Raw genomic sequence first — 26,998 nt, forward strand, 5'->3', positions numbered from 1 at the left:
CACCTCCACGCATCCCTCCAAACCGCCCCAACCCGCCCACCTGCCCTCCGGGGCTACCCGCCACTGCCCTTGAGGGCCAACAACTCTGCCCTACCCGGCAGTAACCCTGCCCCCGTCCGAGAGCGGGCTCGGTCGCGAGTGACACCGCGAACGGCACCGGCGGATGGCACCGCGAATGGCAGCAGGAATCACAGCCGCACCCGGTCTTCCGGCAGCCCGGGTGCGGCGGCACACTGTGCTGTCCCAGCTCACGCACCACCCGACGGGGAACAGCCATGGCGAGCAGACCGAACCGCAAACGCAAGCGACCGCTCGCCGAGGGCGTCGTCCGCCCGCCCAAGCGGCCCCGGCGGCCGAAGGGCTGGGAGCCGGCGCCGCGCACCGTGCTGCGCACCGCGCTGGTGACGGCGCTCGGCGCGCCCGTGCTGATCGTCGGGCTGATGGCGGTCGGCACCAATCCCGACTACCTGCCGGTCTGCGCGATCACCGCCGTCCTGGTGCTGATGGGCTCGCTGATCGCGACCATGCTCGTACGGGCCAAGGGCTGGCTGCTCTGGCCGGCGGTGGCGCTGGGCGTGCTGATGCTGGCGCTGCCCACCACCGCCCTGCGCGCCCAGCTGATCGAGCACCGGGGTGAGAGGACGGCGGTGGTGATCACGGCCGCCCACCGCGCGACGGACCGCAGTGGGCGGGTCAGCTGGTCCTGCGACATCCGCCGCGAGGACGGGCTCCCGCTGCCGCACGCCCGCTTCAGCGGCGACGGCTGCTCCTCCGAGCGCTCGGTCGGGCAGAGCGGCCAGGTGCTGGTCGACCCCTCCGGCTGGGTGCCGCCGGTGAGCACCGGCGAGGACACCTCGTTCAGCGGCGCGGCACTGTGGGCCGTCCCCGGGCTGGCCGTGCTGTGGGCGGCGCTCATCCTCGGCGCCGCCCGACGGACGCTCAGCGGGCGCTAGGAGAGCAACTCCCGCCCGCAGCGCAGGTTCCAGCGCCCCGAGCGGCCGGTGAGCTCCGTCGCCGACAGCGGCCGGACGTCGAGCCGCCAGAAGGCCGCCGCCGGCAGGCCGAGGGCGTGCACCACGGCGGCGCGCACCACCGCCGGTTCCGCGACCGCCGCCGAGCGGCCGCCCTCCGCCGACCGCTCCTCCAGCCAGGCGCCGACCCGCGCGCACAGCGCACCCACGGACTCGCCCCCGTGCGGCGCGGCGTCCGGATCGGCGAGCCAGGCTGCGAGTCCGGCGGGGTCGCTCGCGGCGACCTCGTCCAGGCGCAGCCCGCGCCAGCGCCCGGTGTCCAGGTCGGAGAGCGCGCCCGCGGGTTCGGCTTCCAGGCCGAGCGCCTCGGCGGTGCGGCGGCAGCGCTCGGCGGGCCCCGTCCAGGCCCGGGCGACGGGTGCCAGGGCGCCCGCGGCCGTACGGGCGGCGGCGAGCGCGGCGGGTTCGGGCGGGCCGTCGCCGCCGAAGCGGGCCTCGCGCAGGTCGGCTCCGATCGCCGGTGCGATCAAGATCACGTGTGCGGTCATCAGCCGTCCTCCCGGGCCCCGGGATGCGGCCCTCGTCCGTGTGCACAGGAGATTTCGCGCCCCCGGCGAGCCCTTCGGACCTGCTCAGCGCCGGCGCGGGGCCCCTTGGCAGTGTGCCCGCGACACGGTACCTTCCGGGCGACAACTCAAGACGACGGTGTGTGGAAGTCCGGTGGGAAACCGGCACGGTCGCGCCACTGTGAGTCCGGTCCGTTCGCGGTCCGGTGAGTCAGACCCGCCCCCGTCGTCCGTGCTCCAACGAACGGGACGCGTGTTCCCGAAAGGAGATCCACCATGGCTCACCCCATTGCGCCCGCCGCCCCGGCGATCGCCCCCATCTCGGTCAAGGCGATCCTGCCCTGGGCCGTGTTCTTCGGCATCCTGCTGATGGCCGTCCTCTACTTCATCGGTGCCGAGCAGGGCGCCACCTCCCTCATCTCCGGCGAGGACGTGCACGAGTGGGTGCACGACGGCCGGCACCTGCTCGGCTTCCCCTGCCACTGACCGGGGGCCGTCAAGTGAACTCCGCAACCGTCAGATCCCTGCTCGTGCGCGGCATGCTCGCGGGCCTGGGATCCGGGGTCGTCGCCCTGATCGTCGCCTACCTGCTGGGCGAACCCAGGGTGGACTCCGCCATCGCCTACGAGGACGGGCACGCCGCGCACGACCACGGCGACGGGCCGTCCGTCGAGGTGTTCAGCCGCACCCTCCAGTCGACCGCCGGCCTGGCGACCGGCGTGCTCTTCTACGGGCTCGCGCTCGGCGGCATCGCCGCGCTGGCGTACTGCTTCGCGCTGGGCCGCGTCGGCCGCTTCACCCCCCGGGCCACCGCGGCCCTGCTCTCCGGGGCGGCGCTGGTCGCCGTGTACGTGGTGCCGTTCCTCAAGTACCCGGCCAACCCGCCGTCGGTGGGCGACCCGGACACGATCGGTCAGCGCACCACGCTGTACTTCCTGATGATGGTGCTCAGCGTGCTGCTGGCGGTCGCCGCGGTGATCGCCGGCCGGTGGCTCGCGCCGCGCCTGGGCAACTGGTACGCGACGGTCGTCGCCGTGCTCGGCTTCGCCGTCCTGGTCGGGATCGCGTACGCGTTCCTGCCTGCGGTCAACGAAGTCCCCGCGGACTTCCCCGCCACGCTGCTCTGGCAGTTCCGCCTCGCGGCGCTCGCCATCCAGCTCACCCTCTGGGCCTCCTTCGGCCTGCTGTTCGGCCACCTCGCCGAGCGGCTGCTGAACCCGAAGCCCGCCGCCGCCACCCGGGAGACCTCCCAGGAGGCGGCCGCGCCCGTCCACTGAGGACGGTGCGCACCCGCACGACCGGGCCGGCCGGGGCGACCACCTCGCCCCGGCCGGCCCGCTCCTTCTTAACGCCCACCCCCCTTCCAGGGGTGGAGAGTCCGGGCGTAGTGTGCCTGGCGTGAACGAACCGATCTACCGGGGGAAGGATCTGTTCCGTCCCTCCGCCTTCGTGACGGCCGCCGCCCTCCTGGCCGTCGAGGGCGTCTTCGCCGCCATCAAGCTCGGCGCCGCCGGGCTCTTCTTCGTCGTGGGCCTGACGGCACTGCTCGCCTTCCCCGCCATGTACCTCAGCTACCGCAGCTGGACCTCGGTCGGCCGGGCCGGTATCACCCTGAACTGGGGCTTCGGGCAGGGCCGCACCTACCCGTGGCACGAGATCCGGTGGATCGACGTCCGCGAGACCAGGTCGCGCGGCAGTTCCTCGTACGCCGCCCGCATCCACCTTCCGGCCGGCAAGCGCCGCACGCTGCCCGGGGTGGCCAGCAGCGGCATGTACCCGAACCCGAACTTCGGACAGCAGTTCCAGGAGGTCGTCCAGTGGTGGGAGCACAGCACCCACCCGGGCAGCCGGATCCAGCCGCCGCGGACGCTCCGGGACAAGCTGTCGCCGCAGGTCATCGGCCTGATCATCGGGCTCGTGCTCGCCCTGGGGATATTCGTCGCCGTCGCGCTCGCCAGTGCTGCCTGAGGGGGCGGCCAACTCGGTTCCGGTACACGATCGTTAAAATCCGGGCCAAAAATTCGCACGCCATCTTGTTGGTAGTGTGATCACATGTGTACGGCGCTGCACGCGCTGCACATCCAGGGGAGGGGTGGCCGGGCCCGTCGGGTCGGGCCCGGCAGCACAGGAGTCACCATCAACACCGCCATCCGCAAGACCGTTCGCGGTGCGACACCCGTCGTGGCCGTCGCCGCGACACTCGTCGCAGGACTCACCGCCTGCGGCACCGCCAAGGAACTCAGCGCCGCCGAGAAGGCGTCCGGCGCCTTCGACAGGATCGGCGAGGCCAAGTCCCTCGGCGTGACGTTCTCCGTCGAGGCGACGCCCGAGCAGGTCCTGGCCTTCGGCCGGGCCACGGACGCGCCCACCGAGCCGGAGGCCGCCCAGCAGCTCTCGGGGCTCAAGCTCACCGTCGCCATGTCCGCCGACAAGCCGCTCAAGGACCTCGACGCCTTCCGCAACGCCCGTACCAAGGGCAAGGAGTTCACGCCCGACAAGTCGCTGCGCGTCTCCTACGCGCTGGCCGACCGCACCGGCACCAAGCTCGTCGAGTACCGCCAGGTCGACGCCCAGGCGTACCTGCACGTGGACGCCAAGGGCCTGGTCAAGCTGGTCGGCGGGGACGAGTCCACCGTCGACGAGTTGAGCCGGAACCTGAACTCCGACCTCAAGGCCGCACGGGACGTGCTGGCCGGCAAGTGGGTCACCTTCGACCTGCAGGAGTTCGCGAACGAGGCCAAGAAGTCGGACGCGGCCAAGGGCGGCGCCGGCGCGAGCGAGGCTCCCACCGTCGACCCGGAGGCGTCCAAGGAGCTGTTCAACACGCTCAAGGACGTCTTCCAGCGCACCGTCACCGTCGAGGACAAGGGCAGGAAGGACGGCAAGGACCACCTCTGGGTGAGCGCCCCCGGCCGCCAGGTCCTCGACGAGATCTCCAAGGCCGTCAAGCCGCTGACCGCCAAGTTCCCCGGGCAGCTCGACAGGCTCCTGGCCCTCGACCCGACCGGCGTCCCCGAGGGCAAGGTCGGGGTCGACCTGTACCTCAAGGACGGCACGCTGTCCTCCGTCGACTTCGACGCGGCGCAGCTGGAGCCCAAGGCCGGCCCGGGCGTCACCTTCCCGGTGCGGCTCGCCTTCGACCGGACCTCGCCGGCCGTCGACGCCCCCGCCGGGGCGACGAAGATGAGCGTGGCAGAGTTCCGGAACACCCTCATGACCCTCGCGATGGACGGCTTCCGCACGCCCCGCGGCGGGGAGTTCCCCGGCTCGGGCCCCGCGTTCGGCAGTGGCGCGGACCAGCCCACGCCACTGACCGACGCCCAGCTCAAGGAACTGTCCGCGGCCGGGATGCAGCAGGAGCAGGCCATCATGTACAACAGGTTCGGCCTGACCTTCGCCGAGATCAAGGAGATCGCGCAGAAGAAGGGCGACGCCTCCGCCGCCTGATCCGGCCCCGGCCGACCTCCGGGGCCGACCCATCGGGGCTGACCGCCCCCTCCCCTCCCCCGCCCCCCGTGCCACGGCCGGCCGCTCCCCGCGGCCGGCCGTGCTGCGTGCGGGACGGGTCCGTACGGAAGGACCATCGGTGGACGACATCCACCTCGCCGCCGCGCCCGGCACCCGTTGGTACCTCGGACTCGACGAGGTCGAGGCGTACCTGCGCGAACGGCTCCCCGGGCTGCGCGTCAGCCGGCCCTGCTCGGCCGTCAGCGAGCAGACGTACCTGAGCTTCTCCGTCGACCTCGACGGGATGTGCCGCCAGGGCTGCTACTTCGGGGACGGCCACCTGCTCCTGGAGGACGGGGACCCGGAGGTGTGGGCCGCCACCCTCGCCGGGTTCCTGCGGCTGCTGCCGGCGGGGGCGCGGGTGGTGACCCTGCTCTCCTCCGACCCGGAGACGGTGCTGGAGGTGTCGCCCCTCGCCGACGAGCGGGGCGTCCGGGAGCTGCTGGAGCCGCTGTTCGCGGCGCTGTGAGCTCCCGGACTCCGGCGGATCGCGCGGGCTCAGGCGTGGGCGGCGGCGCACTCCGGGTGGCCCCAGCTTGCGCCGACCTTGGTGATCCTGTCGCCCTTGGCGTACGGGCGGGCGCAGGGGCAGGTGCCCGGGAAGCGGGCGGAGAGCGTACGGGAGCCTCCGCCGCCCTTGCTGCCGGCCGGCTTCGTCGTCGTACCGGAGGAGGCGCCGCCGGACGGACGGGCGGCGCGCCGGGCGGGGGCGGCCGCCGCCGGGTCGGGCACCGGCAGGTCCGCGTCGGTGCCGCCCGCGCCCTCCTGGGTGCGGGCGGCGTCGCTGGCGGCCTTGTCGGCGATGGCGTTCAGCGGGTCGCCGTCCACCTGGTGGGCGGGCACGTACACGAAGGTGACGTCCCGCCCCTCCAGCAGGGCGTCGATCGCCTGGATCAGCTCCTGGTTGGCGACGGGCTTGCCCGCCGCCGTCTTCCAGCCGTTGCGCTTCCAGCCCTTGAGCCACTTGGTGACCGAGTCGCGGGTGTAGGTGCTGTCCAGGCGCACCTCGAGCGGCGCCGCCGGGTCGGTGGCCGCGAGCAGCTCCCGCAGCGCCGTCAGCTCGCCGACGTTGTTGGTGCTGTGCCCGAGCGCCCCGGACTGCCAGCGCCGGGGCACCCCGGCGGCGTCCGCGACCACGTAGGCCCAGCCCGCCGGGCCGGGGTTGCCCTTGGCTGCTCCGTCACACGCTGCAATGACTCGTTCGACCATGCCCCCGATCATGCCTGGCCGGGGCACCCGGAGACAAAACCCGCCGGCTCACCCCGTGGTCACCGCCCACTCGTCACCGCCTACTCGCGCAGCAGCGGCAGCAGCAGGGCCGCCGACCAGCTGAAACCCCGGGAGTTGCGGCCCTCGCCCGTCAGCGGATCGTAGTTCTCCCGGATCGGGGCGTCGCCCGTCAGGCCGCCGGCGGTGGCCAGCAGGCGCTCCACCGCGCGGCGGGCGTCCTGGTTCCAGCCGTAGCGGCGCAGCCCCTCGATCGCGAAGTGGCTCTGGTCGAGCCAGACCAGCCCGCGCCAGTACCCGGCGGCGTCGAAGTAGGGCGAGCTGCGGGCGACGGTGGGGAACGGCATCGGGGTGCCGAACTCGGCCGCGTCGAGCAGCAGCCGGCGCACGGTGCGGGCCTGAGCAGAGGTGGCGGTGCCGGACCAGAGCGGGATCGCGCCCTCGATGCCCCGGCCCCGGGCGGTGAGCCGGGCGCCGGTGGTGAGGTCGGTGTCGTGGAACCAGCCGGTGGCCGGGTCGTACATGGTGTCGCGGACGGCGGTGTCGATGCGCTCGGCCGCTTCGCGCAGGCGCTGGGCGGTGGCGCGGTCGCCGAGTTCGGCGGCGATCAGGGCGAGGTGGCGGTGGTCGGCCGCGAGGTAGGCGTTGAGGTCGACGGAGCGCTGGGTGAGGGACCAGCCGACGGTGCGCCCGGCCGGGTCGGTGTTGGCGACGACTCCGCAGCCGAGGGCGGCGTCGAAGCGCGGCGCGTTGTCCATGCCGGACTCCCAGGCGGCGGCCTGGCGGCAGTCCTCGGGGGTGGCGTTGGCCGGGTCGACGGTGGCGCCGTACTGGCACAGGCCCTCGCCGTGGTGGTCGCGGGTGCGGTACCACCACGCCTGGTAGGCGGTCAGCTTGGGCAGCATCTCGCGCAGGAAGGCGCGGTCGCCGCTGCGACGGTAGACCTCCCAGACGGCCCAGGAGGCCAGCGGGGGCTTGGAGTTGCGCTCGTTCCAGTTGCCGCCGCCGGTGCTCGGGTCGTTGTAGAAGACGCAGTCGGGGACCATTCCGGCGTCCTGGGGGCGCTCGGCGGAGCCGGCCGGGACCTGGTGGTCGAAGACGGCGCGGATCTGGTCGGCGGCCAGGCCCGGGGCGAAGACGGCGGTGCCGACGGCCTGCTTCCAGGTGTCCCAGGCCCAGACGCCGCTGAACCACTTGTAGGCGAGCGCCGGGGTGACGGCGTCGTGGAGGATCCGGCCGGCGGGGCTGCGCCAGTTGGTGACGAGGGTCTGGACGCACTTGACGGCGGTGCGGCGGCGCTCGGCGGGGACGCCCTCGGTGGCGCGGGCCACGTACCCGGCCCAGCGGGCGGCGCCCGCGGCGGCCACGCGGGCGGGGTCGCGCAGGGCGGCCTCGGACTCGGCGGCGGCGCGGGCGTAGTCGGCCTCGGTGAACGTGTAGCTCTCCGTCCAGTGGAGGCTGCGGGCGGCGCCGGGCGAGAGCTGAACGGGGTCGGCGAGCTCGGTGCGGTGGCCGTCGCCGGTGGCGTCGAGAGCCACACGGACGGGCTGGGCGTGGCGGACGGCGAAGCGCTCGGTGCCGTCGGTGAGGTAGTCCCAGGTCTTGCGGACGCGGGCGAAGCGGACCTCGATGCCGCGCTCGGCGGCGGTCAGCCGCGGGGCGTCGTGCTGGGGGCCGGAGGCGGGGCGCAGCAGGGTGCCGGTCCAGGCGAGGCGCAGGGTGCGTGCGGCGGGGCCGGCGTTGGCGAGGCGGGCGTGGAGGAGGGCGGTGCGGTTGCCGGCGAAGCGCAGGTCGAGGGTGAGGGTGAGGCCCGTGCCGAGGTCGTAGCGCTGGCGCAGCAGGCCGGGCAGGGCGGTGAGGCGGGGGGCGCCGCCTGCGGTGAGGTCCAGGGGGTGGGAGTCCTCGGTGAGTTGGAGGCGGGTGAGGCCGTCGCTGAGCCACCAGGGGTATTCCTGGGCGAGGTGGAGGGGGCCGGTGAAGCCGCCGAGGCGGTCGCCGGGGCGGGGCAGGGCGTAGGCGTGCCAGGCGCCGAGGTCGGCGAAGACGGTGATGGGGTTGTGGCCGTCGGCGTCGCCGGGGTAGGCGAGGGCGGGGGTGCCGTGCTGGTCGAGGATGTCGGCGTAGCGGTCGTCGGCGGCTTGTACGTCCACGGGTGGTGCGTCCGCGAAGGCGGGGGTGGCGGCCAGGGTGGCGGTGGCGGTGAGGGCCGCGGAGGTGGCGAGGAAGTGGCGGCGGGTCAGCGGTGTCATGCGCGCTCCTCGGTGGGCGGGATGCGGAGGACGGCCGCGCCGAGCGGGGCGAGGGTGAGGCCCGTGGCGGCGGTGCCGGTGAGCAGGTCCGTGCCGGGCCGGTCGAGGGCGACGTAGCGCTCGACGCTGCCGTGGTTGAGCAGGAACAGGTACTCGGTGCCGTCCGCCGCGCGCCGGCGCGTCGCCTCGACGCCTGCGGGCAGGCCCGGCAGCTCGGCACCGACCCCGGCCTCGGCGAGGGGCAGGTCGAGCACCCGGCCGGTGTCGGCGGCGTCGAGGTGGCAGCTGAGGTACCAGGCGGTGCCGTCCCCGTGGCGGCGGCGGGTGACGGCGGGTCGGTTCGCGAGGGGACCGCTCGTGTAGTGGGCGATCGTTTCGGCGCCGTTCGTTTCGGTGTCGCTCGCTTCGGCGTCGCTCGTCTCGATCCACTCGCTCCAGCGCAGCGCGCTCAGCCCGACTCCGTCGAGGTCCAGCGCGGTGCTCTCCCCGTCCGGGATCGGCCAGGGCTCGTCGACGACGACGCCGAGCAGCTCCCGCAGCGGCCCGGGCTGGCCGCCGGGGTGGATGTGGTCGTGCCGGTCGGTGACGCCGCTGAACGGTCCGCAGACCAGGTGCCCACCGCCCCGGACGTACGCGTCGAGCCGGTCGGCGTCGGCAGTGTCCAGCAGGTAGAGGTTGGGCGCGAGCGCCAGCGGGTAGCGCGTCAGCTCGCCTCCGGGCGGGAGGAAGTCGACGGTGACGCCCCGCTCGTACAGCGCCGCGTACCAGGGCCGGAGGAGGTCCAGCCAGCGCATCCGGGCGGAGGGGTGGTCGTCGAGCTCGAGGGCCCACCAGCTGTCCCAGTCGAGCAGCACGGCGGCGCGCCCGCGCATCCGGCTGCCCGCGACCTCGCCGAGGCGGCGCAGCTCGGCGCCCAGGGCGACGGTCTCGCGCCAGCCCCGCCCGGCGGTGCCCCGGTGCGGCAGCATCGCGCTGTGGAACTTCTCGGCCCCGGCGACGGAGGCCCGCCACTGGAAGTGGAGCACGCCGTCCGCGCCGCGTGCGAGCGCCTGGAGCGACCAGAGCCGGTAAAGTCCCGGCGGCTTGGGCACGTTGACCGGTCGCCAGCTGACGGCGGAGGGCGCCTGTTCCATGAGCAGCCAGGGCCGGCCGGCCTTGAGGGAGCGCATCAGGTCGTAGTTCATGGCGGCGTTGACGTGGGCGCGCGGGTCGGCCGGGTCGGGGTAGGCGTCGTCGGAGACGAAGTCCTCGTGCCGGCTCCACTCCCAGTAGTCGAGCGCCTTGAACATCGACATGAAGTTGGTGGTGACGGGCACCCCGGGCGAGATCTCGTCGAGCGCGGCCTTCTCGGCGCGGTGCAGGGCGAGCAGCGCGTCGGAGCAGAAGCGCCGCCAGTCGAGCAGTTGGGTGGGGTTGACGGGCCCGGGCGCGGTGCGCGGCGGTTCGACCTGGTCGAAGGAGTTGTAGCGCTGGGACCAGAAGGCGGTGCCCCAGGAGCGGTTCAACTCCTCGACGGTGCCGTGCCGTTCGCGCAGCCAGCGCCGGAAGTCGGCGGCGGAGGCGGGGCAGAAGCACTCCTGCACGTGGTCGCCGTACTCGTTGTGGACGTGCCACAGGACGAGGGCCGGGTGGTGGCGGTAGCGGGTGGCCAGCGCCCGGGTGAGGCGTACGGCGGCGGCGCGGTAGGCGGTCGAGGAGGGGCAGTAGTGCTGGCGGGAGCCGAACTCCAGCCGTACGCCGTCCGCGGTGACGGGCAGCAGTTCGGGGTGGGCGCGTACCAGCCAGGCGGGGGGCGAGGCGGTGGCGGTGGCGAGGTCGACGGCGATGCCGTGGGCGTGGACGAGGTCGAGGAGGCGGTCGAGCCAGCCGAAGTCCCAGCTGTGGGCGGCTGGTTGGAGCCGCGCCCAGGAGAAGACGCCGACGGTGACGAGGTTGACGCCCGCCTCGGCCATCAGCTTCACGTCCTCGGCCCACACCTCCTCGCTCCACTGCTCGGGGTTCCAGTCCCCGCCGTACAGCAGCCCCGGCACCCGGGTGAGGTTCATGGTCATCCCTTCAGCGCTCCGCCCAGGAGCCCGGAGACGAACTGCCGCTGGAAGAGCAGGAAGAGCAGCACCAGGGGCAGGGTGGCGAGCAGCGAGCCGAGCATCAGGCCGGAGTAGTCGACACGGGTCAGGCCGGTGAGGGTGTTCAGGGCGACCGGGACGGTGTACGTCTCCTGCTTGTTGAGCATCAGCAGCGGCCAGATGAAGCTGTTCCACTGCCCCATGAAGGTGAAGATCACCAGCGCTCCCAGCTGCGGCCGCACGCAGGGCAGGACGACCTGGTAGAAGGTGCGCAGCTCGCCGGAGCCGTCGATGCGGGCGGACTCGAGGAGTTCGTCGGGGAAGTCGAGGAAGCTCTGGCGCATCAGCAGGATGCCGAAGGAGTTGGCGAGGAAGGGCAGGATGACGGCCTGGTAGGTGTTGATCCAGCCGAGGTTGGCCATCATCTGGAACAGCGGGACGAGCAGGACCTGCAACGGGATCATCATCGTGGCGAGGACGAGCCCCAGGAGCAGTCCGCGGCCGCGGAAGCGGTACTTGGCGAGCCCGTAGCCGCACATGGCGGAGAGCAGGGCGCTGAGCGCGGTGTAGACGACGGCGATGCCGAGGCTGTTGAGCATGACCCGGCCGAAGCCGATGGTCTCCTGGAGGTGTGCGAGGTTGCGCAGGAGTTCGCCGCCGGGCAGGAACGGTGGTGGGGAGTGGAAGAGTTCGGAGCTGCTGTGGGTGCCGGCGATCACCATCCAGGCGAAGGGCACCAGGCTGACGACGGCGCCTGCGGCGAGGACGGCGGTCACGGCGGCGCGGCCGATCCTGGCGGGCAGCGGACGGCGCGTCCGGGGCGTCATCGGCGTTCCCTTCCGTAGAGCCGGAACTGCAGCAGCGAGACGGCCGCGATGATCAGCACGACCACCCAGGCGATGGCGGCGGCGTATCCGAAGTCGAACTGCTGGAAGCCGACCTTGTAGAGGTAGACGACCGGGGTGAGGGTGGCGTCGCCGGGGCCGCCCCTGGTCAGCACGTAGTTCTCGTCGAAGAGTTGCAGGGTGCCGATGGTGGAGGTGATGACGCAGAAGAGCACCACCGGGCGCAGCTGCGGCAGGATGACGCCGGTGTGGGTGCGCAGCGGCCCGGCGCCGTCGAGGGCGGCGGCCTCGTACTGGTCGCGGCCGATGGCCTGGAGTCCGGCGAGCAGGATGACGGCGTTGTAACCGGTCCAGCGCCAGGTGACCGAGCCGACGACGGAGATCCGGGCCCAGGTGGGCGAGTTGAGCCAGTCGACGCCGCCGAGGCCGAGGGCGTGCAGCAGCTGGTTGGCGAGGCCGCCGTCGGTGCGCAGCAGGACCTGGAAGACGACGGCGTAGGCGACGAGGGTGGTGACGGCGGGCAGGAAGAACACGGCCCGCCAGGTGGCGCGGAAGCGCAGCCAGGACTGGTTGAGCAGGACGGCGAGGACGAGGGCGAGGCCGATCATCACCGGTACCTGGACGGCAAGGATGAGTCCGGTGTTGACGAGGGAGTGCAGGAAGGCCGGGTCCTCGAGCAGGCGCCGGTACTGGTCGAGGCCGACGAAGACGTCGGCGCCGTCGCGGCGGGCGGTGAAGCTCTGGTAGAGGCTGGCGACCAGCGGATAGGCGAAGAAGGCGGTGAACAGGGCGGCGGCCGGGCCGGCGAAGATCCAGGCTGCGGTGTTCGGGGTGCGCCGTCGCCGGGCGGGTGCGGTGGCACGGGTGCGGGTGGCGGCGGGCTTGCGCAGGGAGGCTGGTGGGCTGGTCACGTCGCTCGCCTACGCGGCCGTCTGGCGGCCGGTCGCGGTGGCGATCTGGCGGGCGGCGGAGCGCAGCGCGGTGCCGGGGTCGGCGCCGTTGTGCAGGACGGTGTTGACGGCGGTGGTGACGATGTCGCCGGCCTTGGTGTCGTCGGTGGTGCGCTCGATGACGGGGATGGAGCGGGCGAGTTCGGCGAAGAGCTTCATGGCGGGCTGGTCGGCGTAGTAGGGCGCGGGCTGTTGGAAGTAGGGGTCGTCGAGGGCGGGGAGGTAGGCGGGGAAGAGTCCTTCGTTCTTCATCATCGAGACCTGGTTGGCCTTGTCGGCGAGGAGGAACTCGAGGAAGGCCCAGGCCAGTTCGGGGTTCTTGGTCTGGGAGGGCACGCACAGGGTGGAGCCGCCGCTGTTGGAGGTGCGGCAGCCGCCGGGGGTGAAGGCGGGCAGGGGGACGACGCCGTACTTGCCGCTGAGGTCGGCGAGGTCGCCGCTGAGGGTGCCGTCCCACCAGGCGGCGGTGGGGGTGGTGGACGCCTTGCCGTCGTGGGTGGCGGAGACGAGGCCGTCCCAGCCGTCCTCGAAGTCGACGAGGTCGTGGTCGACGAGCTGTCTGAGGAGGGTGAGGGCGCGTTCGGCGGCGGGGGTGGCGACGGCGACCTTGCCGTCGACGAACCAGCCCTGGCCGAGCTGTTGGAGCAGGAGGGAGAAGGTGCTGTCCTTCTTGGAGTCCAGGATGAGCAGCTTCTTGCCGGTGGCGGCCTTGAGCTTGGCGCCGGCGGTGACGTAGTCGTCCCAGGTGGCGAGGGTGGCGGGGTCGACGCCCGCCTGCTGGAAGTGGTCGCGGCGGTAGAAGAGGGCGCAGGGGCCGCTGTCCCAGGGCAGGGCGAAGACGCGGCCCTTGAAATCACTGACGGACCGCCAGATGGACTGGGGGTACTTGTCCTTGAGTCCGTCGGCGCGGCCGGTGAGGTCGACGAGGGCGCCGGGGAAGTTGCCGATGTAGCCGGGCACCTTGTGCGCTTCGAGGGTGAGGACGTCGGGCAGGCCGCTGCCGGCGCCGAGGCCGACGGTGATCTTGTCGTAGGCGTTCTCGTAGCCGATGTCCACGACCTCGATCGTGGTGCCGGGGTGAGCCTGTTCGAAGGTCCTGCCCAGGCGCTTCATGGCCTTGGCGGCGACGTCCCAGGACCAGATGCTGATCTTCCCGGCGAGGGTGGCGCTCGCGCTCCCGCCGAGTTTCCTGGCGTCGGCGCCGCCGCTGCCGCCGGTGGCGCAGCCGGTCAACAGCAGGGCGCCGCCTGCGAGTCCGGCGGTGAGCAGGCTGCGCCGGGTGGGGGACGGCCCGTGGGTGCGGGGGAGATTTCCGAGCCGGGTTTTCGCTGACATCTTGCCTCCCGACGAGTGAATGCCGAATGCTGTATACAGAACTCAGCATGCACAGCGCCGTCAAGGTCTACGACTGAAATCGCGGAAGGTGCCCGATGAGCGCACGCGTCCCCCGAACCCATCCGTACGTCCCCAACTCCGCGCCCGAGGTGAGGAAGGCGATGCTCGCCGAGGTCGGCGCGGGCAGCGTCGAGGAGTTCTACGCCGACATCCCCGCCGGGCTCAGGCTGGACCGGCCGCTGGACCTGCCCGAGCCGCTGCACTCGGAGGCCGAACTGGCCGCCCACCTGGAGGAGTTGCTCTCCCGCAACACGGCGGTGCCGCCCGGGCGCAGCTTCCTCGGCGCGGGCTGCTACCGCCACCACGTGCCCGCCGTGGTGGACGAGGTCGTCAACCGCAGCGAGTTCCTGACCGCCTACGCGGGTGAGCCGTACGAGGACCACGGGCGCTTCCAGGCGCTGTGGGAGTACCAGTCGCTGATGGCCGAGCTGCTGGACGTCGAGGTGGTCAACGTGCCCACCTACGACGGCTTCCAGGCGGCCGCCACCGCGCTGCGGATGGCCGGACGGGCGACGGGCCGACGCCGGCTGCTGCTGGTCGGGGACATCGACCCGGACCGGCTCTCCCGCATCGGCGACTACGTGCGCGGCGTCCACGACCCGGAGCGGCTGCCCGCCGAACCGCAGGCCGTCCGGGCGGCGCTGGCGGGCGGTGACGTGGCCGCCGTGTACGCGCAGCTGACCGACCACAGCGGCCGGGTGGACCCGCAGCTGCCCGCCTACGTCGAACTCGCCCACGAGGCGGGGGCGTTGGCCGTGGTCCACGTCAACCCGATCAGCCTCGGCGTGCTCGCCCCGCCCGCCTCCCTCGGCGCCGACCTCACCTGCGGGGACCTCCAGCCGCTCGGCATCCACCCGAGCTTCGGCGGCGGCAACGCGGGCTTCATCGCGAGCCACGACGACCCGCGCCTGGTCGCCGAGTACCCGAGCCGCCTGTTCGGCCTGGCGCCCACCGAGGTGCCCGGCGAGTACGGCTTCGGCGACGTCGCGTACGAGCGCACCTCCTTCGCCCTGCGCGAGGAGGGCAAGGAGTGGGTCGGCACCGCCGCCGCCCTGCACGGCATCGCCGCCGGGGTCTACCTCGCGCTGATGGGCCCGCACGGCATGCGCGAGATCGGCGAGACGATCCTCGCGAACACCGCCTACGCCCGCGCCCGCCTCGCCGAGGTGCCCGGTGTGGAGCTCGCCGACCCCGAGGCCGTCCACTTCGCGGACTTCACCCTGCGCTACACCGGCGCCCTCACCGCCGCCGAGATCAGCGCCGCCCTGCTGGAACGGGGCCTGCACGCCGGCACCCCGGCGGGCCAGGGGCGGACCGACGAGCGCGAGGGCCGCTACTGCGTCACCGAGCTGCACACCCGGGCCGACATCGAGAACCTCGCCACCGCTCTTGAGGAGATCGTGAAGTGACGAACCATCAGACTGCTGGCGCGGACCCCGTCGACCCGAGGATCGCCGCGAAGCCGCCGCTGCGCCGCTTCCACCAGGCCCGCTGGGACGAGAAGCTGATCTTCGAGCTGGGCGCCCCCGGCGAGCGCGGCATCCTGCCGCCGCTGCCCGACCTGGCCGTCACCGCCGCCGTCGGCTCCCCCGCCGACCGGCTCCCGGCCGCCCTGCGCCGCAGCACCGCGCCCGGCCTGCCCGAACTCGGCCAGCAGCAGGTGCTGCGCCACTACCTGCGCCTGTCCCAGGAGAACCTGGGCGCCGACCTCAACGTGGACGTCGGCCAGGGCACCTGCACCATGAAGTACAGCCCCAAGGTCAACGACACCTTCGTCCGCGACCGCCGGATCGCCTCCCTGCACCCCGCGCAGGACGCCTCCACCGTGCAGGGGGTGCTCGAACTCGCCCACCGCCTCGAGCAGATGCTCAAGGAGATCTCGGGCATGGACCGGGTGAGCCTCCAGCCCGGGGCCGGTTCCGCCGCGATCTGGACCAACGTCTCCGTCATCCGCGCCCACCACGCGGCGCGCGGCGAACTGGAACAGCGCGACGAGATCATCACCACCGCCTTCTCCCACCCCTCCAACGCCGCCTGCGCCAAGACCGCCGGGTTCAAGGTCATCACCCTGCACCCCGACGCGGACGGCTACCCCGACATCGAGGCGCTGCGCGCCGCCGTCGGCCCACGCACCGCCGCGCTGCTCATCACCAACCCGGAGGACACCGGCATCTACAACCCGCGCATCGGCGAGTTCGTCGAACTCGTGCACCGCGCGGGCGGGTTGTGCGCCTACGACCAGGCGAACGCCAACGGCATCCTCGGCATCACCCGGGCCCGCGAGGCCGGATTCGACCTGTGCCACTTCAACCTGCACAAGACCTTCTCCACCCCGCACGCCTGCGGCGGTCCGGCCGCCGGCGCCTGCGGCGTCACGGCCGAGCTGGCGCCCTACCTGCCGCGCCCCACCGTCGAGTTCGACGGCGAGCGCTACCGCCTGGACGAGGGCGGGCCGCAGTCCGTCGGCAAGATCCGCCCCTACCTGGGCGTGGTGCCGAACCTGGTCCGCGCCTACGCCTGGATCATGGCGCTGGGCGCCGAGGGCCTGCGCGAGGTCGCCGAGACCGCCGTCCTCAACAACAACTACCTGCTGCACAAGGTGCGGCAGATCCGGGGCGTCTCCGTCCCCTACGCCGAGGGCCGCCCGCGCGTGGAGCAGGTGCGCTACAGCTGGGAGCGGCTCAACGAGGACACCGGGCTGCACAGCGAGGACCTCGGGTACCGGGCCGCCGACTTCGGCACCCACTACTGGACGAGCCACCACCCGTACGTGGTGCCCGAGCCGATGACGCTGGAGCCCACCGAGTCCTACTCCCGCGCCGACCTCGACGAGTACGCCGCGATCCTCGCCGAGGTCGCCCGCGAGGCGTACGAGGAGCCGCAGACCGTCCGCACCGCGCCGCATAACTCGACGGTGCACCGCATCCGGCACGAACCGCTGGACGATCCGCAGGTGTGGGCGGTCAGCTGGCGCGCCTACCGCCGCAAGGTCCTCGGCGAGCGGCCGTGACACCGCGGCCCCGCGTCGGGCTGGTGGTCAACCCGGTCGCCGGGCTCGGCGGCCGGGTCGGGCTCAAGGGCAGCGACGGCGCCGAGGCCCAGCGGCGGGCGCGCGAGCTCGGTGCTCGGCCGTCGGCTCCCCATCGCGCCGAACTGATGGTCCGTCAACTCTTGGTGCTCGTCCCCGAGGTGGAGCTGTTGACGGTCGGCGGTCCGATGGGTGTCGAGGGTGTCGGCCGGGTGGTGCACCGGCCGCACGGGGAGCCCACGAGCGCGGCCGACACCCGGGCGGCGGTGCGGGTGCTCGTCGAGGCGGGCGCGCAGCTGCTCCTGTTCTGCGGCGGCGACGGCACCGCCCGCGACGTCCTGGACGCGGTCGGCCCCGCGTCCGCCGTTCCCGTCCTCGGCATCCCCGCCGGGGTGAAGATGCACTCCGCCGTCTTCGCCGTGCACCCCCGCGCCGCCGCCGAGGTCGCCGCCGCCTGGGCGCGGGGGGCGGGAGTTCGGCTGGCCACCGCCGAGGTGGTCGACCGGGACGAGGAGGCGCTGCGGGCCGGACGGGTCGGCGCCCGCCTGTACGGGCACCTCACCGTCCCGGTGCTGCCCTCCCGCGTTCAGCAGCGCAAGACCGGAAGCTCGACGGCCGACCCTGCTTCACTCGCCGGGATCGCCGGGATCGCCGCCGAGATCGCCGACCGGGTCGGCCCCGGCGCCCTGCTCGTGCTCGGCCCCGGCACCACCACCCACGCCGTCGCCGCCGCCCTCGGCGTGCCCGACGCCAGCCTGACCGGCGTCGACGTGCTGCGCGTCAACGGCGACGGCACCGCCCGCCTCGACCTGCGCGACGCCCGCGCCGACCAACTGCTCGCCCTGCCGCACACCCCCTGGATCGCCCTCTCCCCCGTCGGCGGCCAGGGATTCCTCCTCGGCCGCGGCAACCAGCAGCTCTCCCCCGAACTGCTGCGCGCCGCAGGCCCCGAGCGCCTCCTCGTCCTCGCCACCGAGGCCAAACTCGCCGCCCTCGCCGGTCGCCCGCTGCTGCTGGACACCGGCGACCCCGCCCTGGACCGTGCCCTCTCCGGGCACACCCGGGTCATCACCGGCCGCCACGCGAGCGCCGTCTACCGCCTCACCGACTGAGCCGTACCGCCCGAGCCGTACCACCTGCCACCCCTTCCGCAGAGGAGTCCCCCATGATCGACCTCACCGGCAAGCGCGCCATCGTCACCGGCGCCGCCTCCGGCATCGGCCGGGCCACCGCCGCCCTGCTGGCCGAACTCGGCGCGTCCGTCCTGCTCGCCGACCTCGACGCCGAGCGCGGCGAGCAGGCCGCCAAGGAGGTCGGCGGCGTCTTCGCCCGCTGCGACGTCTCCCGGCGCCCCGACTGCGAGCAGGCGGTGCGCAGCGCCGTCGACCACTTCGGCGGCGTGGACGTGCTGTTCAACAACGCCGGGATCATCCGCCGCTCCACCGTCACCGAGATCACCGACGAGGACTGGGACCTGGTGATGGCCGTCAACGTCCGCTCGATCATGCTGATGAGCGGCCTGGTGGTGCCGCTGATGGCCGCCGCCGGCGGGGGCAGCATCGTCAACACGGGCTCCGGCTGGGGCATCAAGGGCGGCGGCCGGGCCGTCTCGTACTGCGCCTCCAAGGGCGCCGTCGTCAACATGACCAGGGCGATGGCCATCGACCACGGGCCCGACAACATCCGCGTCAACTGCGTCTGCCCGGGCGACACCGACACCGGTATGCTCGCCGAGGAGGCCCGCCAACTCGGCGAGAGCCCGGACGCCTTCTACGCCGACGCCGCCGACCGACCGCTCGGCAGGATCGGCCGCCCGCGAGACATCGCGCAGACCGTCGCCTTCCTCGCCAGTGACGCCGCCGCCTTCGTCAGCGGGGCGGTCATCCCCGTGGACGGCGCCGGCACCGCCTGACACCCACCCGGGGCGCCCGGTCACCAAGGCGCGGCGCCCCGGCCGGTAGGCTTTCGGACCGAGGAAGAAAGAGGGATGTTCCGATGGCGATCGAGCGGCGTCCGCTGCGCGAGCAGGTGAAGGACGAGCTCCTGGAGCAGCTCGGCCGTGGCCGGTTCACCCCCGGCGAGTCGATCAACGAGGTGCAGCTCGCGGAGGAACTGGGCGTCAGCCGTACTCCGCTGCGCGAGGCGCTGATCAGCCTGGAGCGCGAGGGCATCATCACCAGCGAGCGCGGCAAGGGCTTCCGGTTCGCGCCCACCGGCAAGCAGGAGTTCCGCGACCTCACGGCGATCGTGATCGCCCTGGAGTCGCTGGCGCTGCGCACCTCCGACCCGACGCACCTGTCCGCGATCGCGCCCCGGCTGCTCGCCGAGGCCCGCGCCTTCTCCGCCCCGCAGGCGCCGCACGAGACGATAGAGCGCTCCGACGACGCCTGGCACGCGCTGCTGCTCTCGGGCTGCGCCAACGCCCGGCTGCGCGACATGATCGACTCGCTCAAGCTCACCCTGCACCGCTACGAGCGGGTGGTCGTGGGCGACCACGAGATCCTGGCGCGGGCCGCCGAGGAGCACGAGCGGATCGCCCAGTGCCTCCTGGAGGGGGACGTGGAGCAGGCCGTCACGGCGCTGGAGGCCAACTGGACCAGTGGCATGGAGCGCATCCTGGAGCGGCTCCCCTCCGTCGGCGCGCACTGACCCTCGCGCGCTGACCCGTCGCACACTGACCTGTCACACCCTGACCTGCCACACACCGGCCCGTCGCACCCTGGCCCCTCACGCACCGGCCCTCATCCCGGGCGGTGCCGTTCGCGCACCGACCGTGCGTACCGATCGATTTTCCGACATTTCGTCAGAAGTCTTGTACCGCACGGTCGGTCTCCTCATACTTCCGGACAGCGCCTGTCAGGAGCAGAACACCTGCCACCGCCTCCCCGACGGCGTCGGCGGGTGCCCCGCGACGCACCGCCTGACCGCGCCTCACGGCCCCCCGACGCTCAGGGGGCCTTCTCACTCCCAGGAGGAGACCGGTGAGGACCAAGCGCCCGACCCCCCACTCCCGACGCATCCGTCTGCTCGCCGTCACGCTCGGCCTGCTGTCCGCCACCGCGGTCGCCGCGCCGGGCGCCGCGGCCGCACCCGAAAGCCCGTCCGCCGCCGAGCAGTTGACGGCGGTGGACAACGCCGTCCTCAACGCCCAGGTCGACGGCACCGCGTGGTACGTCGACCAGGCCACCGGCCGCGTCGTGGTGACGGTGGACAGCACCGTGAGCCCGTCCGCCGTCACCGGGATCGTCCGCGCCGCCGGCACCGCCGCGCCCAAGCTCACCATCCGTCACGCCCCCGGCCGCTTCACCCCGCTGCTCGCCGCCGGCAACGCCATCTACGGCGGCAGCTACCGCTGCTCGCTGGGGTTCAACGTGGTGAGCGGCAGCACCCACTACTTCCTCACCGCCGGGCACTGCGGCAACGTCGCGAGCACCTGGTACACCGACAAGGCCCACAGCACGCTGATCGGCGCCACCGTCAACTCCAGCTTCCCGGGCACCGACTACGCCCTGGTCCGCTACGACAACGCCGCCGTCTCCCACCCGGGCGGCTTCACCTCCGCGCCCAACGCCTACGTCGGCGAGTCCGTCACCCGCACCGGCTCCACCTCCGGCACCCACTCCGGCACCGTCACCGGCCTCAACGCCACCGTCCGCTACTCCGGCGGCGGCACCGTCCGCGGTCTGATCCAGACCAACGTCTGCGCCGAGCCCGGCGACTCCGGCGGCCCGCTGTACGACGGCTCCAAGGCCATCGGCCTCACCTCCGGCGGCAGCGGCGACTGCACGGTGGGCGGCACGACCTTCTTCCAGCCCGTCAACGCGGCCCTCGCCAAGTACAGGGTGAGCGTCTACTAGCCCGGGCGCGCCCCTCAAGGCCGTCCTCCCCGGAAGCCGTGTCTTCCGAGGAGGACGGCCTTCCGTTTGTGGATCCCGACAGGACTTGAATCCTTCAGTCCTGTGACCTGCACCATCATCCTCGTGCGTTCACAGGAGTACGCCCTTGGCTTCAGGAATATAACGAATGAGTCCGAGATGATCTCTCATTGAATTTACTTCTTGACTGCATCAGGCGGATGCAGGTTGACTCCCTTCCACTCCGCCGCACCGTCGCGGCGACGTCAGGGAGGCACCCCCAACATGAACGCAACGATGCGTCGCGCCGTTATCGCCACCGCGGCCGTCTCGATGGCCCTGTCCATGGCCGCGTGCGGCAAGGCCGGCAGCGACAAGAAGGACTCCGCCGCCTCCGGCGACACCAAGTCCATCGGCCTGCTGCTGCCCGAGAACGCGTCCTCCTCGCGCTACGAGTCGTTCGACCGCCCGTTCATCGAGGCCAAGGTCAAGAGCCTGTGCGCCGACTGCAAGGTGCTCTACAACAACGCCGAGGGCAGCGCCGCCAAGCAGAAGCAGCAGTTCGACACCCTGATCGCCCAGGGCGTGAAGGTGATCGTCCTGGACGCCTTCGACGCGACCTCCACCCAGTCCTGGGTCAAGGAGGCCGCCGCCAAGGGCGTCAAGGTCGTCGCCTACGACCGCCTGGCCACCGGCCCGGTCGCCGCCTACGTCTCGTTCGACAACGAGAAGGTCGGCGAACTCCAGGGCCAGGCCCTGGTCGACGCCCTCGGCGCCAAGGCGTCCGACGCCAACGTCGTCATGATCAACGGCGACGACGCGGACCCGAACGCCGGCCAGTTCAAGGCCGGTGCGCACAAGGTCCTCGACGGCAAGGTCAAGAAGGTCGTCTACGAGCAGTCCGGCGAGTGGAAGCCCACCGTGGCCGGCCAGAAGATCGGCGCCGCGATCACCCAGCTCGGCAAGGACGGCTTCCAGGCCGTCTACTCCGCCAACGACGGCATGGCCGGCGCGATCATCACCCAGCTCCAGGGCGCGGGCGTCAAGGTCCCGGTCGGCGGCCAGGACGCGGGCCTCGACGCCGTCCAGCGGATCGTCAACGGCGACCAGGCGTACACCATCTACAAGGCGTACCGCCCGCTGGCCGACAACGCCGCCGAGCTGGCCGTCGACCTGCTGCAGGGCAAGGACGTCAAGTCCGTGGCCACCGCCAGCGCCGACAGCGCCACCGACAAGGGCATCCCGGCCAAGCTCCTCGACCCCAAGATCGTCACCAAGGACAACATCAAGGACACCGTCGTCGCCGACGGCCTCTACAAGGCGTCCGACATCTGCACCGCCGACTACGCCGCCGGCTGCGGCGCCCTCGGCCTCAAGTAGCGCGCGCGGGCGGCGCTCCCCGGCCCCCGGGGAGGCACCGCCCCGCCCTCACACCCTTTTCGACGCACACCCTTTTCGACAGACACCCGCCCGCCCCGCCCGGCGCGCGGGCGGACCCGGGCGCCACCCCACCATCACGGCGCACCCGGGAAGAAGGAGCTGGTTCACGTGACAGGCGCACCCGTACTGGCGTTGCGCGGGATCTCCAAGCGCTTCGGCGCCGTCCAGGCACTGACGGACGTACACCTGGAGGTACACGCAGGCGAGGTGGTGGCCCTGGTGGGCGACAACGGCGCCGGCAAGTCGACGCTGGTGAAGACCATCGCCGGTGTCCACCCCATCGACGAGGGCACCATCGAGTGGGAGGGCAGGGCGGTCTCCATCGGCCGCCCCCACGACGCCCAGGCCCTCGGTGTCGCGACCGTGTACCAGGACCTCGCCCTGTGCGACAACCTCGACGTGGTCGGCAACCTCTTCCTCGGGCGCGAGCTGAAGACCTTCGGCACGCTCGACGAGGTCGCCATGGAGAAGCGCGCCCGCGAACTGCTCGACACCCTCTCCATCCGCATCCCGAGCGTGCGCATCCCCATCGCCGCCCTCTCCGGCGGCCAGCGCCAGGTGGTGGCCATCGCCCGCGCCCTCGTCGGCGACCCGAAGATCGTCATCCTGGACGAGCCCACGGCCGCCCTCGGCGTCGAGCAGACCGCCCAGGTCCTCGACCTCGTCGAGCGCCTGCGCGAGCGGGGCCTCGGCGTCATCCTGATCAGCCACAACATGGCCGACGTCAAGGCCGTCGCCGACACCGTCGCGGTCCTGCGCCTGGGCCGCAACAACGGCGTCTTCGAGGTGGCCGCCACCTCGCACGAGGAGATCATCTCCGCCATCACCGGCGCCACCGAGAACGCCGTCACCCGGCGCCAGGCCCGACTCGCGGAGGACGCGAAGTGACCACCGACCAGAGCACCCCGCCCGCCCAGGCGGTCGACCCCCGCCTCCTCGTCCGCGAGTCCGGCATGGCCGGCTACGTCGCCGAGTTCAAGCGGAAGATGAGGAACGGCGACCTCGGCTCCGTGCCCGTGGTCCTCGGCCTGATCCTCATCGGCGCCATCTTCCAGGGCGTCACCGGCGACTTCCTCAACGCCGACAACATCACCCACATCACCCAGTGGATCGCCGGCCCCGGACTGATCGCCGTCGGCGTCGTCTTCGTGCTCCTCCTCGGGGAGATCGACCTCTCCCTCGGCTCCGTCGCCGGCGCCTCCGCCGCGATCGCCGCGAGCCTGTCCGCGCGCTCCGGCTACAACGAGTGGCTCTCCTGCCTCATCGCGATCGGCGCCGCCGTAGCCATCGGCGCCCTGCACGGCTTCTTCTTCGCCAAGATCGGCGTCCCCGCCTTCGTCGTCACCCTCGCGGGCCTGCTCGCCTGGAGCGGCCTGCAGCAGTTCGTCCTCGGCGACAAGGGCACCGCCAACGTCGTGCACGACGGCGTCCTGGCCAACCTCGACTCGTACTTCCTCGGCGACGGCGACATCGCCTACACCTGGGGCCTCGCCATCCTCAGCACCGCGCTGTACGCCGCCGGGCAGATCCTCGACGCCCGCCGCCGCGGCGCCGCCGGCCTCGCCGCGCGGCCCATGGGCGAGATCGCCCTGCGCACCGGCGTCCTGGCCGTCATCGCGCTGACCGCCGCCTACATGCTCAACCAGGACAGCGGCCTGCCGCTGCCCCTGCTCATCTTCCTGGCCGTCGTGGTCGTCACGGACTTCGTGCTGCGCCGCACCGGCTACGGCCGGCAGATCTTCGCGGTCGGCGGCGGCGTGGAGGCGGCCCGCCGCGCGGGCATCAACGTCGCCTGGGTCCGCATCTCCGTCTTCATGATCTCCGCCGGGATGGCGGCCCTGGGCGGCCTCTTCTACGCCTCCCAGCAGGGCTCCGCCGACAAGATCCTCGGCGGCGGCAACGTCCTGATGAACTCCATCGCGGCGGCCGTCATCGGCGGCACCAGCCTCTTCGGCGGCCGCGGCAAGACCTGGTCCGCCCTGCTGGGCATCCTGGTGATCCAGAGCATCACCACGGGCCTGGACATGGTCCACGTCAGCCAGGCCATCCAGTACATGATCACCGGCGCCGTCCTCCTCGCCGCCGTCGTCCTGGACTCCGTCTCCCGCCGCACCCGCAAGACCGCCACCCGCTGACCGTCCCCGCACCCTCACCCGGCCCGCACCACCCGGCCCGGCGCCCACCCCCGTGGGCGCCGGGCCGTTCGTGCGTCACGAAGCCGGAATCCGGCGGCGCCTCACAGGAACAGCCTGCCGAGGGCGAGGGCCGCCGCACCCCTGGGGATCGCCAGGCGGGAGGCGCGGGTGAGGGTGACGGCCTGCCAGTGCGGGTCGGGGATGCGGGTGGCGAGTTCCTCGCGGATGGCGGCCTCGAACGGCTCGGGGTCGTCGAGCAGTGCCGCGCCGCCGAGGCTGATCTCCTCGACGTCGAGCAGGCGCGCCAGGTTGGCGACGGCGATGCCCAGTGCCCGGGCGGCCTCGTCCGTACGGCCGTCCCGCAGGGCCGCCAGGCAGACCGCTTCCAGGCAGCCGCGCGCGCCGCAGGCGCAGCGCGGGCCGGCGGGGTCGATGCACTGGTGGCCGAACTCACCCGCGTTGGTGCGGGCGCCCCGGTGGACGCGTCCGCCGAGGACCAGGCCCGCTCCGACGCCGTCGCCGACGTAGACGAACGCCCGATCGTCCGGCCCGGGGCTTCTCAGGACGCCCGCGGTGGTGTTCTTCTCCACGATCACGGGCAGGTCGGTGCGGCGTTCCATCTCCTCGCGCAGGCGCAGCCCGTGCCAGCGGGGCATCCCGGTGACCTGGTGGAGCACTCCGTCCCGCGCGTCGAGGGGTCCCGGGCAGGCGACTCCCAGCCCGAGGACGCGTTCGTCGCCGGAGCCGGCGATCAGCTCGTGGACCATGGCCGCGAGCCGGTCCAGGACGGCGCCCGGTTCGGCGTCGGGGTCGACGGCCGTCTCGGCCTCGGCGGTGACGGCGCCGGTGAGGTCCACCTGGATCAGCCGCAGCTCACCGCGCCCGAGCTGGGCGCCGAACGCGAACCGTGCCCGGGGCACGAGCCGCAGCAGCGTGCGCGGCTTGCCCGTCTGCCCGGCGACGCGCTCGCGCCCGGCTTCCGTGAGCAGGCCGTCCTCGAGCAGCCGTCCCGTGATCTTGCTGATCGCCTGGGCGGTGAGCCGCGTCCGCTCGGCGAGCTCGACCCGGCTGATGCCGGTCCCGGCGTGGGCGCGGACGGCGCTCAGCACGGCGGCGTCGTTGCGGTCGCGCAGAAGCGAGAGGTTGCGGACGGGGTGCAGGGCGGGATCGGTCGTCACCGCTCGATTATCAGCCCCCCGTCGAGGGGCTTGCGAGTTAATCCACGCTGTTGTTTAACTAGGTCGCATGAACCTTCCGCAGCTCAACGTGGGCCTCATCGGCTACGGCATCGCCGGCGCGGTCTTCCACGCTCCCCTGATCAGCACCACGCCGGGCCTGCGCCTCGCGGCGATCGTCACGTCCGACCCCGCGCGCCGGGCGCAGGCGGCCGGGCAGCACCCGCAGGCGGCGCTGCTCGCGGACGCGGACGCCCTGTGGGCCGCCGCGCCGGGCCTCGGACTGGACCTGATCGTGGTCGCCTCCCCCAATCGCACCCACGTCCCGCTCGCCACCGCCGCCCTGGGCGCGGGCCTGCCGGTCGTGGTCGACAAGCCGCTGGCCGCCACCGCCGCCGAGGGCGAGCGGCTGGCCGACCTCGCCGCGAGCGAGGGGCTGCTGTTCAGCGTGTTCCAGAACCGGCGCTGGGACGGGGACTTCCGCACCGTCCGCAAGCTGGTGGGCGAGGGCCGGCTCGGCCGGGTCAACCGGTTCGAGTCCCGCTTCGAGCGCTGGCGCCCGCAGCTGAAGGGCACCTGGCGCGAGCTGGGCGACCCGGCGGAGGCCGGCGGCGTGCTCTACGACCTCGGCGCGCACCTGGTCGACCAGGCGCTCGTCCTCTTCGGCCCGGCCACGCGGGTCTACGCCGAGCTGGACCTGCGCCGCGACGGCTCCGAGGCGGACGACGACAGCTTCGTCGCCCTCACCCACGCCGACGGCACCCGCTCCCACCTGTGGATGAGCGCCACCGCCGGCGATCCGGGCCCGCGCTTCCGGGTCCTGGGCTCCCGGGGCGCCTACGTCACCCACGGTCTGGACGGCCAGGAGGACGCGCTGCGCGCGGGCCGCACTCCCGCCGACCCGGACTGGGGCCTCTCCCCCCGTGACCACTGGGGCGAGCTGCGCGCCGGGGAGACCGCCGAGCCGGTGGAGACGCTGCCCGGCACGTACCAGGACTACTACGCGGGCCTGGTGCAGGCCCTGCGCGGTGAGGGCCCCGTCCCGGTCGACCCCCACGACGCCGTCGAGGCCCTGCGCGTCCTGGAGGCGGCCCAGCGCTCCGCCCGTACCGGAGAGACGGTGGCGCTGTGACCCCGGCCATCGCCGAGCTGGAGCGCCAGCAGGAGTTGTTGCGGTTCCCGTCCTTCGACCTGGACGACGCCTGGCGGCTGGGCCTGCTGATCGTCACCGTGGCCCGCGAGCGCGGCCTCGCGGTGGCCGTCGACATCCGCCACGGCGAGCAGCAGGCGTTCCACGCCTCCCTGCCGGGCACGAGCCCGGACAACGACGACTGGATCCGCCGCAAGTCGGCTGTGGTGCGGCGCTTCGGCGAAGCCTCGTACCTGGTCGGCGAGCGCTACCGGGCCGAGGGGCGGGCCTTCGACCTCGACCCGACGCGCTATGCCGCGCACGGCGGGTCCTTCCCGCTGCTGGTTCGCGGCACGGGCCCGGTGGGGACGGTCACCGTCTCCGGGCTGCCGCAGCTGGAGGACCACCAGCTGGTGACGGAGTGTCTGGCCCGATTCCTCGCCGGGAGCGAGTCCTGACGC

General features: G+C 72.9%; 25 protein-coding genes and 1 riboswitch. Of the genes, 17 read left to right on the top strand and 8 right to left on the bottom strand.

From position 1 onward, the window contains the following. Nucleotides 1-275 precede the first annotated feature (275 nt). Nucleotides 276-953 (top strand): hypothetical protein, encoded by a 678-nt coding sequence (locus IH61_RS0107210; protein ID WP_031066646.1) that lies wholly within the window; start codon nt 276-278, stop codon nt 951-953. Here the strand turns inward: IH61_RS0107210 and IH61_RS0107215 are convergent. After that, on the bottom strand, nt 950-1,519 hold the full coding sequence (locus tag IH61_RS0107215; RefSeq protein ID WP_031066649.1) for a histidine phosphatase family protein: 570 nt from the start codon (nt 1,517-1,519) through the stop codon (nt 950-952). The two genes, IH61_RS0107210 and IH61_RS0107215, sit on opposite strands and share 4 nt — an antisense overlap. Nucleotides 1,520-1,638: 119 nt before the next feature. Beyond that, nucleotides 1,639-1,777, top strand: a riboswitch (cobalamin riboswitch). Between the two features lie 36 nt (nt 1,778-1,813). On the opposite strand from IH61_RS0107215, the gene IH61_RS0107220 reads away from it, so the two are divergent. The 5 genes from IH61_RS0107220 to IH61_RS0107240 all read left to right on the top strand — a co-directional run bounded on the left by IH61_RS0107220 (nt 1,814) and on the right by IH61_RS0107240 (nt 5,513). After that, nucleotides 1,814-2,023, top strand: a complete 210-nt coding sequence (locus tag IH61_RS0107220) for a CbtB domain-containing protein (RefSeq protein ID WP_031066652.1) — start codon at nt 1,814-1,816, stop codon at nt 2,021-2,023. A gap of 14 nt (nt 2,024-2,037) precedes the next feature. After that, entirely contained in the window at nt 2,038-2,814 is a 777-nt protein-coding gene (locus IH61_RS0107225) for a CbtA family protein (RefSeq protein ID WP_031066654.1), read from the top strand. Between the two features lie 121 nt (nt 2,815-2,935). Beyond that, on the top strand, nt 2,936-3,505 hold the full coding sequence (locus IH61_RS40480) for a PH domain-containing protein (RefSeq protein ID WP_037971843.1): 570 nt from the start codon (nt 2,936-2,938) through the stop codon (nt 3,503-3,505). Between the two features lie 84 nt (nt 3,506-3,589). Further along, a complete protein-coding gene (locus tag IH61_RS0107235; protein WP_158844753.1) occupies nt 3,590-4,984 on the top strand; it encodes a hypothetical protein in 1,395 nt (464 codons plus the stop codon). Nucleotides 4,985-5,123: 139 nt separating this feature from the next. Continuing rightward, the gene (locus tag IH61_RS0107240; RefSeq protein WP_031066657.1) at nt 5,124-5,513 is read left to right on the top strand and encodes a hypothetical protein; all 390 of its coding nucleotides are present in this window, start codon (nt 5,124-5,126) and stop codon (nt 5,511-5,513) included. Between the two features lie 29 nt (nt 5,514-5,542). Here IH61_RS0107240 and IH61_RS0107245 read toward each other — a convergent pair whose 3' ends face one another. The 6 genes from IH61_RS0107245 to IH61_RS0107270 form a co-directional block, all read right to left on the bottom strand. Continuing rightward, nucleotides 5,543-6,265 (bottom strand): ribonuclease H family protein, encoded by a 723-nt coding sequence (locus IH61_RS0107245; RefSeq protein ID WP_031066659.1) that lies wholly within the window; start codon nt 6,263-6,265, stop codon nt 5,543-5,545. 68 nt (nt 6,266-6,333) lie between these two features. Further along, nucleotides 6,334-8,520 (bottom strand): MGH1-like glycoside hydrolase domain-containing protein, encoded by a 2,187-nt coding sequence (locus tag IH61_RS0107250; protein ID WP_051836453.1) that lies wholly within the window; start codon nt 8,518-8,520, stop codon nt 6,334-6,336. Beyond that, on the bottom strand, nt 8,517-10,571 hold the full coding sequence (locus tag IH61_RS0107255) for a beta-galactosidase (RefSeq protein ID WP_234327066.1): 2,055 nt from the start codon (nt 10,569-10,571) through the stop codon (nt 8,517-8,519). The genes IH61_RS0107250 and IH61_RS0107255 overlap by 4 nt, the downstream gene beginning before the upstream one ends. Continuing rightward, nucleotides 10,568-11,413, bottom strand: coding sequence for a carbohydrate ABC transporter permease (locus tag IH61_RS0107260; RefSeq protein ID WP_051836455.1), 846 nt, complete (start codon nt 11,411-11,413; stop codon nt 10,568-10,570). Before IH61_RS0107260 ends, IH61_RS0107255 begins: the two co-directional genes overlap by 4 nt. Next, nucleotides 11,410-12,342 (bottom strand): carbohydrate ABC transporter permease, encoded by a 933-nt coding sequence (locus tag IH61_RS0107265; RefSeq protein WP_234327067.1) that lies wholly within the window; start codon nt 12,340-12,342, stop codon nt 11,410-11,412. The genes IH61_RS0107260 and IH61_RS0107265 overlap by 4 nt, the downstream gene beginning before the upstream one ends. Before the next feature lie 9 nt (nt 12,343-12,351). Next, complete coding sequence (locus tag IH61_RS0107270; RefSeq protein WP_051836456.1) at nt 12,352-13,716, bottom strand: ABC transporter substrate-binding protein; 1,365 nt, start codon at nt 13,714-13,716, stop codon at nt 12,352-12,354. A gap of 95 nt (nt 13,717-13,811) precedes the next feature. On the opposite strand from IH61_RS0107270, the gene gcvPA reads away from it, so the two are divergent. From gcvPA to IH61_RS0107315, 9 genes are all read left to right on the top strand, one after another. Continuing rightward, on the top strand, nt 13,812-15,185 hold the full coding sequence (gene gcvPA, locus IH61_RS0107275; protein ID WP_031066670.1) for an aminomethyl-transferring glycine dehydrogenase subunit GcvPA: 1,374 nt from the start codon (nt 13,812-13,814) through the stop codon (nt 15,183-15,185). Next, a complete protein-coding gene (gene gcvPB, locus IH61_RS0107280) occupies nt 15,182-16,786 on the top strand; it encodes an aminomethyl-transferring glycine dehydrogenase subunit GcvPB (RefSeq protein ID WP_078910906.1) in 1,605 nt (534 codons plus the stop codon). Before gcvPA ends, gcvPB begins: the two co-directional genes overlap by 4 nt. After that, complete coding sequence (locus tag IH61_RS0107285; RefSeq protein ID WP_031066675.1) at nt 16,783-17,916, top strand: ATP-NAD kinase family protein; 1,134 nt, start codon at nt 16,783-16,785, stop codon at nt 17,914-17,916. The genes gcvPB and IH61_RS0107285 overlap by 4 nt, the downstream gene beginning before the upstream one ends. 53 nt (nt 17,917-17,969) lie before the next feature. Continuing rightward, complete coding sequence (locus IH61_RS0107290) at nt 17,970-18,716, top strand: SDR family NAD(P)-dependent oxidoreductase (protein WP_031066678.1); 747 nt, start codon at nt 17,970-17,972, stop codon at nt 18,714-18,716. An 83-nt stretch (nt 18,717-18,799) separates the two neighbouring features. Further along, on the top strand, nt 18,800-19,453 hold the full coding sequence (locus tag IH61_RS0107295; RefSeq protein ID WP_031066680.1) for a GntR family transcriptional regulator: 654 nt from the start codon (nt 18,800-18,802) through the stop codon (nt 19,451-19,453). A 332-nt stretch (nt 19,454-19,785) separates the two neighbouring features. Then, nucleotides 19,786-20,661 (top strand): S1 family peptidase, encoded by an 876-nt coding sequence (locus IH61_RS0107300; RefSeq protein ID WP_031066682.1) that lies wholly within the window; start codon nt 19,786-19,788, stop codon nt 20,659-20,661. Nucleotides 20,662-20,943: 282 nt separating this feature from the next. Then, a complete protein-coding gene (locus IH61_RS0107305; protein WP_031066684.1) occupies nt 20,944-22,038 on the top strand; it encodes a sugar ABC transporter substrate-binding protein in 1,095 nt (364 codons plus the stop codon). Nucleotides 22,039-22,197: 159 nt separating this feature from the next. After that, nucleotides 22,198-22,986: an ATP-binding cassette domain-containing protein gene (locus IH61_RS0107310; protein ID WP_078910907.1), complete on the top strand. Its 789-nt coding sequence runs from the start codon at nt 22,198-22,200 to the stop codon at nt 22,984-22,986. Next, on the top strand, nt 22,983-24,233 hold the full coding sequence (locus tag IH61_RS0107315) for a sugar ABC transporter permease (protein WP_031066690.1): 1,251 nt from the start codon (nt 22,983-22,985) through the stop codon (nt 24,231-24,233). The genes IH61_RS0107310 and IH61_RS0107315 overlap by 4 nt, the downstream gene beginning before the upstream one ends. Nucleotides 24,234-24,334: 101 nt before the next feature. On the opposite strand, the gene IH61_RS0107320 is transcribed toward IH61_RS0107315, so the two are convergent. Further along, nucleotides 24,335-25,411 carry an ROK family transcriptional regulator gene (locus IH61_RS0107320; protein WP_078910908.1) on the bottom strand — a complete coding sequence of 359 codons (1,077 nt, stop codon included), beginning with the start codon at nt 25,409-25,411 and terminating at the stop codon, nt 24,335-24,337. Nucleotides 25,412-25,478: 67 nt separating this feature from the next. Between IH61_RS0107320 and IH61_RS0107325 the strand changes: the two genes are divergently transcribed. Beyond that, complete coding sequence (locus tag IH61_RS0107325; RefSeq protein ID WP_031066696.1) at nt 25,479-26,540, top strand: Gfo/Idh/MocA family oxidoreductase; 1,062 nt, start codon at nt 25,479-25,481, stop codon at nt 26,538-26,540. Then, nucleotides 26,537-26,995: a heme-degrading domain-containing protein gene (locus IH61_RS0107330; protein WP_031066699.1), complete on the top strand. Its 459-nt coding sequence runs from the start codon at nt 26,537-26,539 to the stop codon at nt 26,993-26,995. Before IH61_RS0107325 ends, IH61_RS0107330 begins: the two co-directional genes overlap by 4 nt. Nucleotides 26,996-26,998: the final 3 nt, after the last annotated feature.

It is taken from the genome of Streptomyces sp. NRRL WC-3742, assembly GCF_000720635.1.
Classification (GTDB): Bacteria; Actinomycetota; Actinomycetes; order Streptomycetales; family Streptomycetaceae; genus Kitasatospora.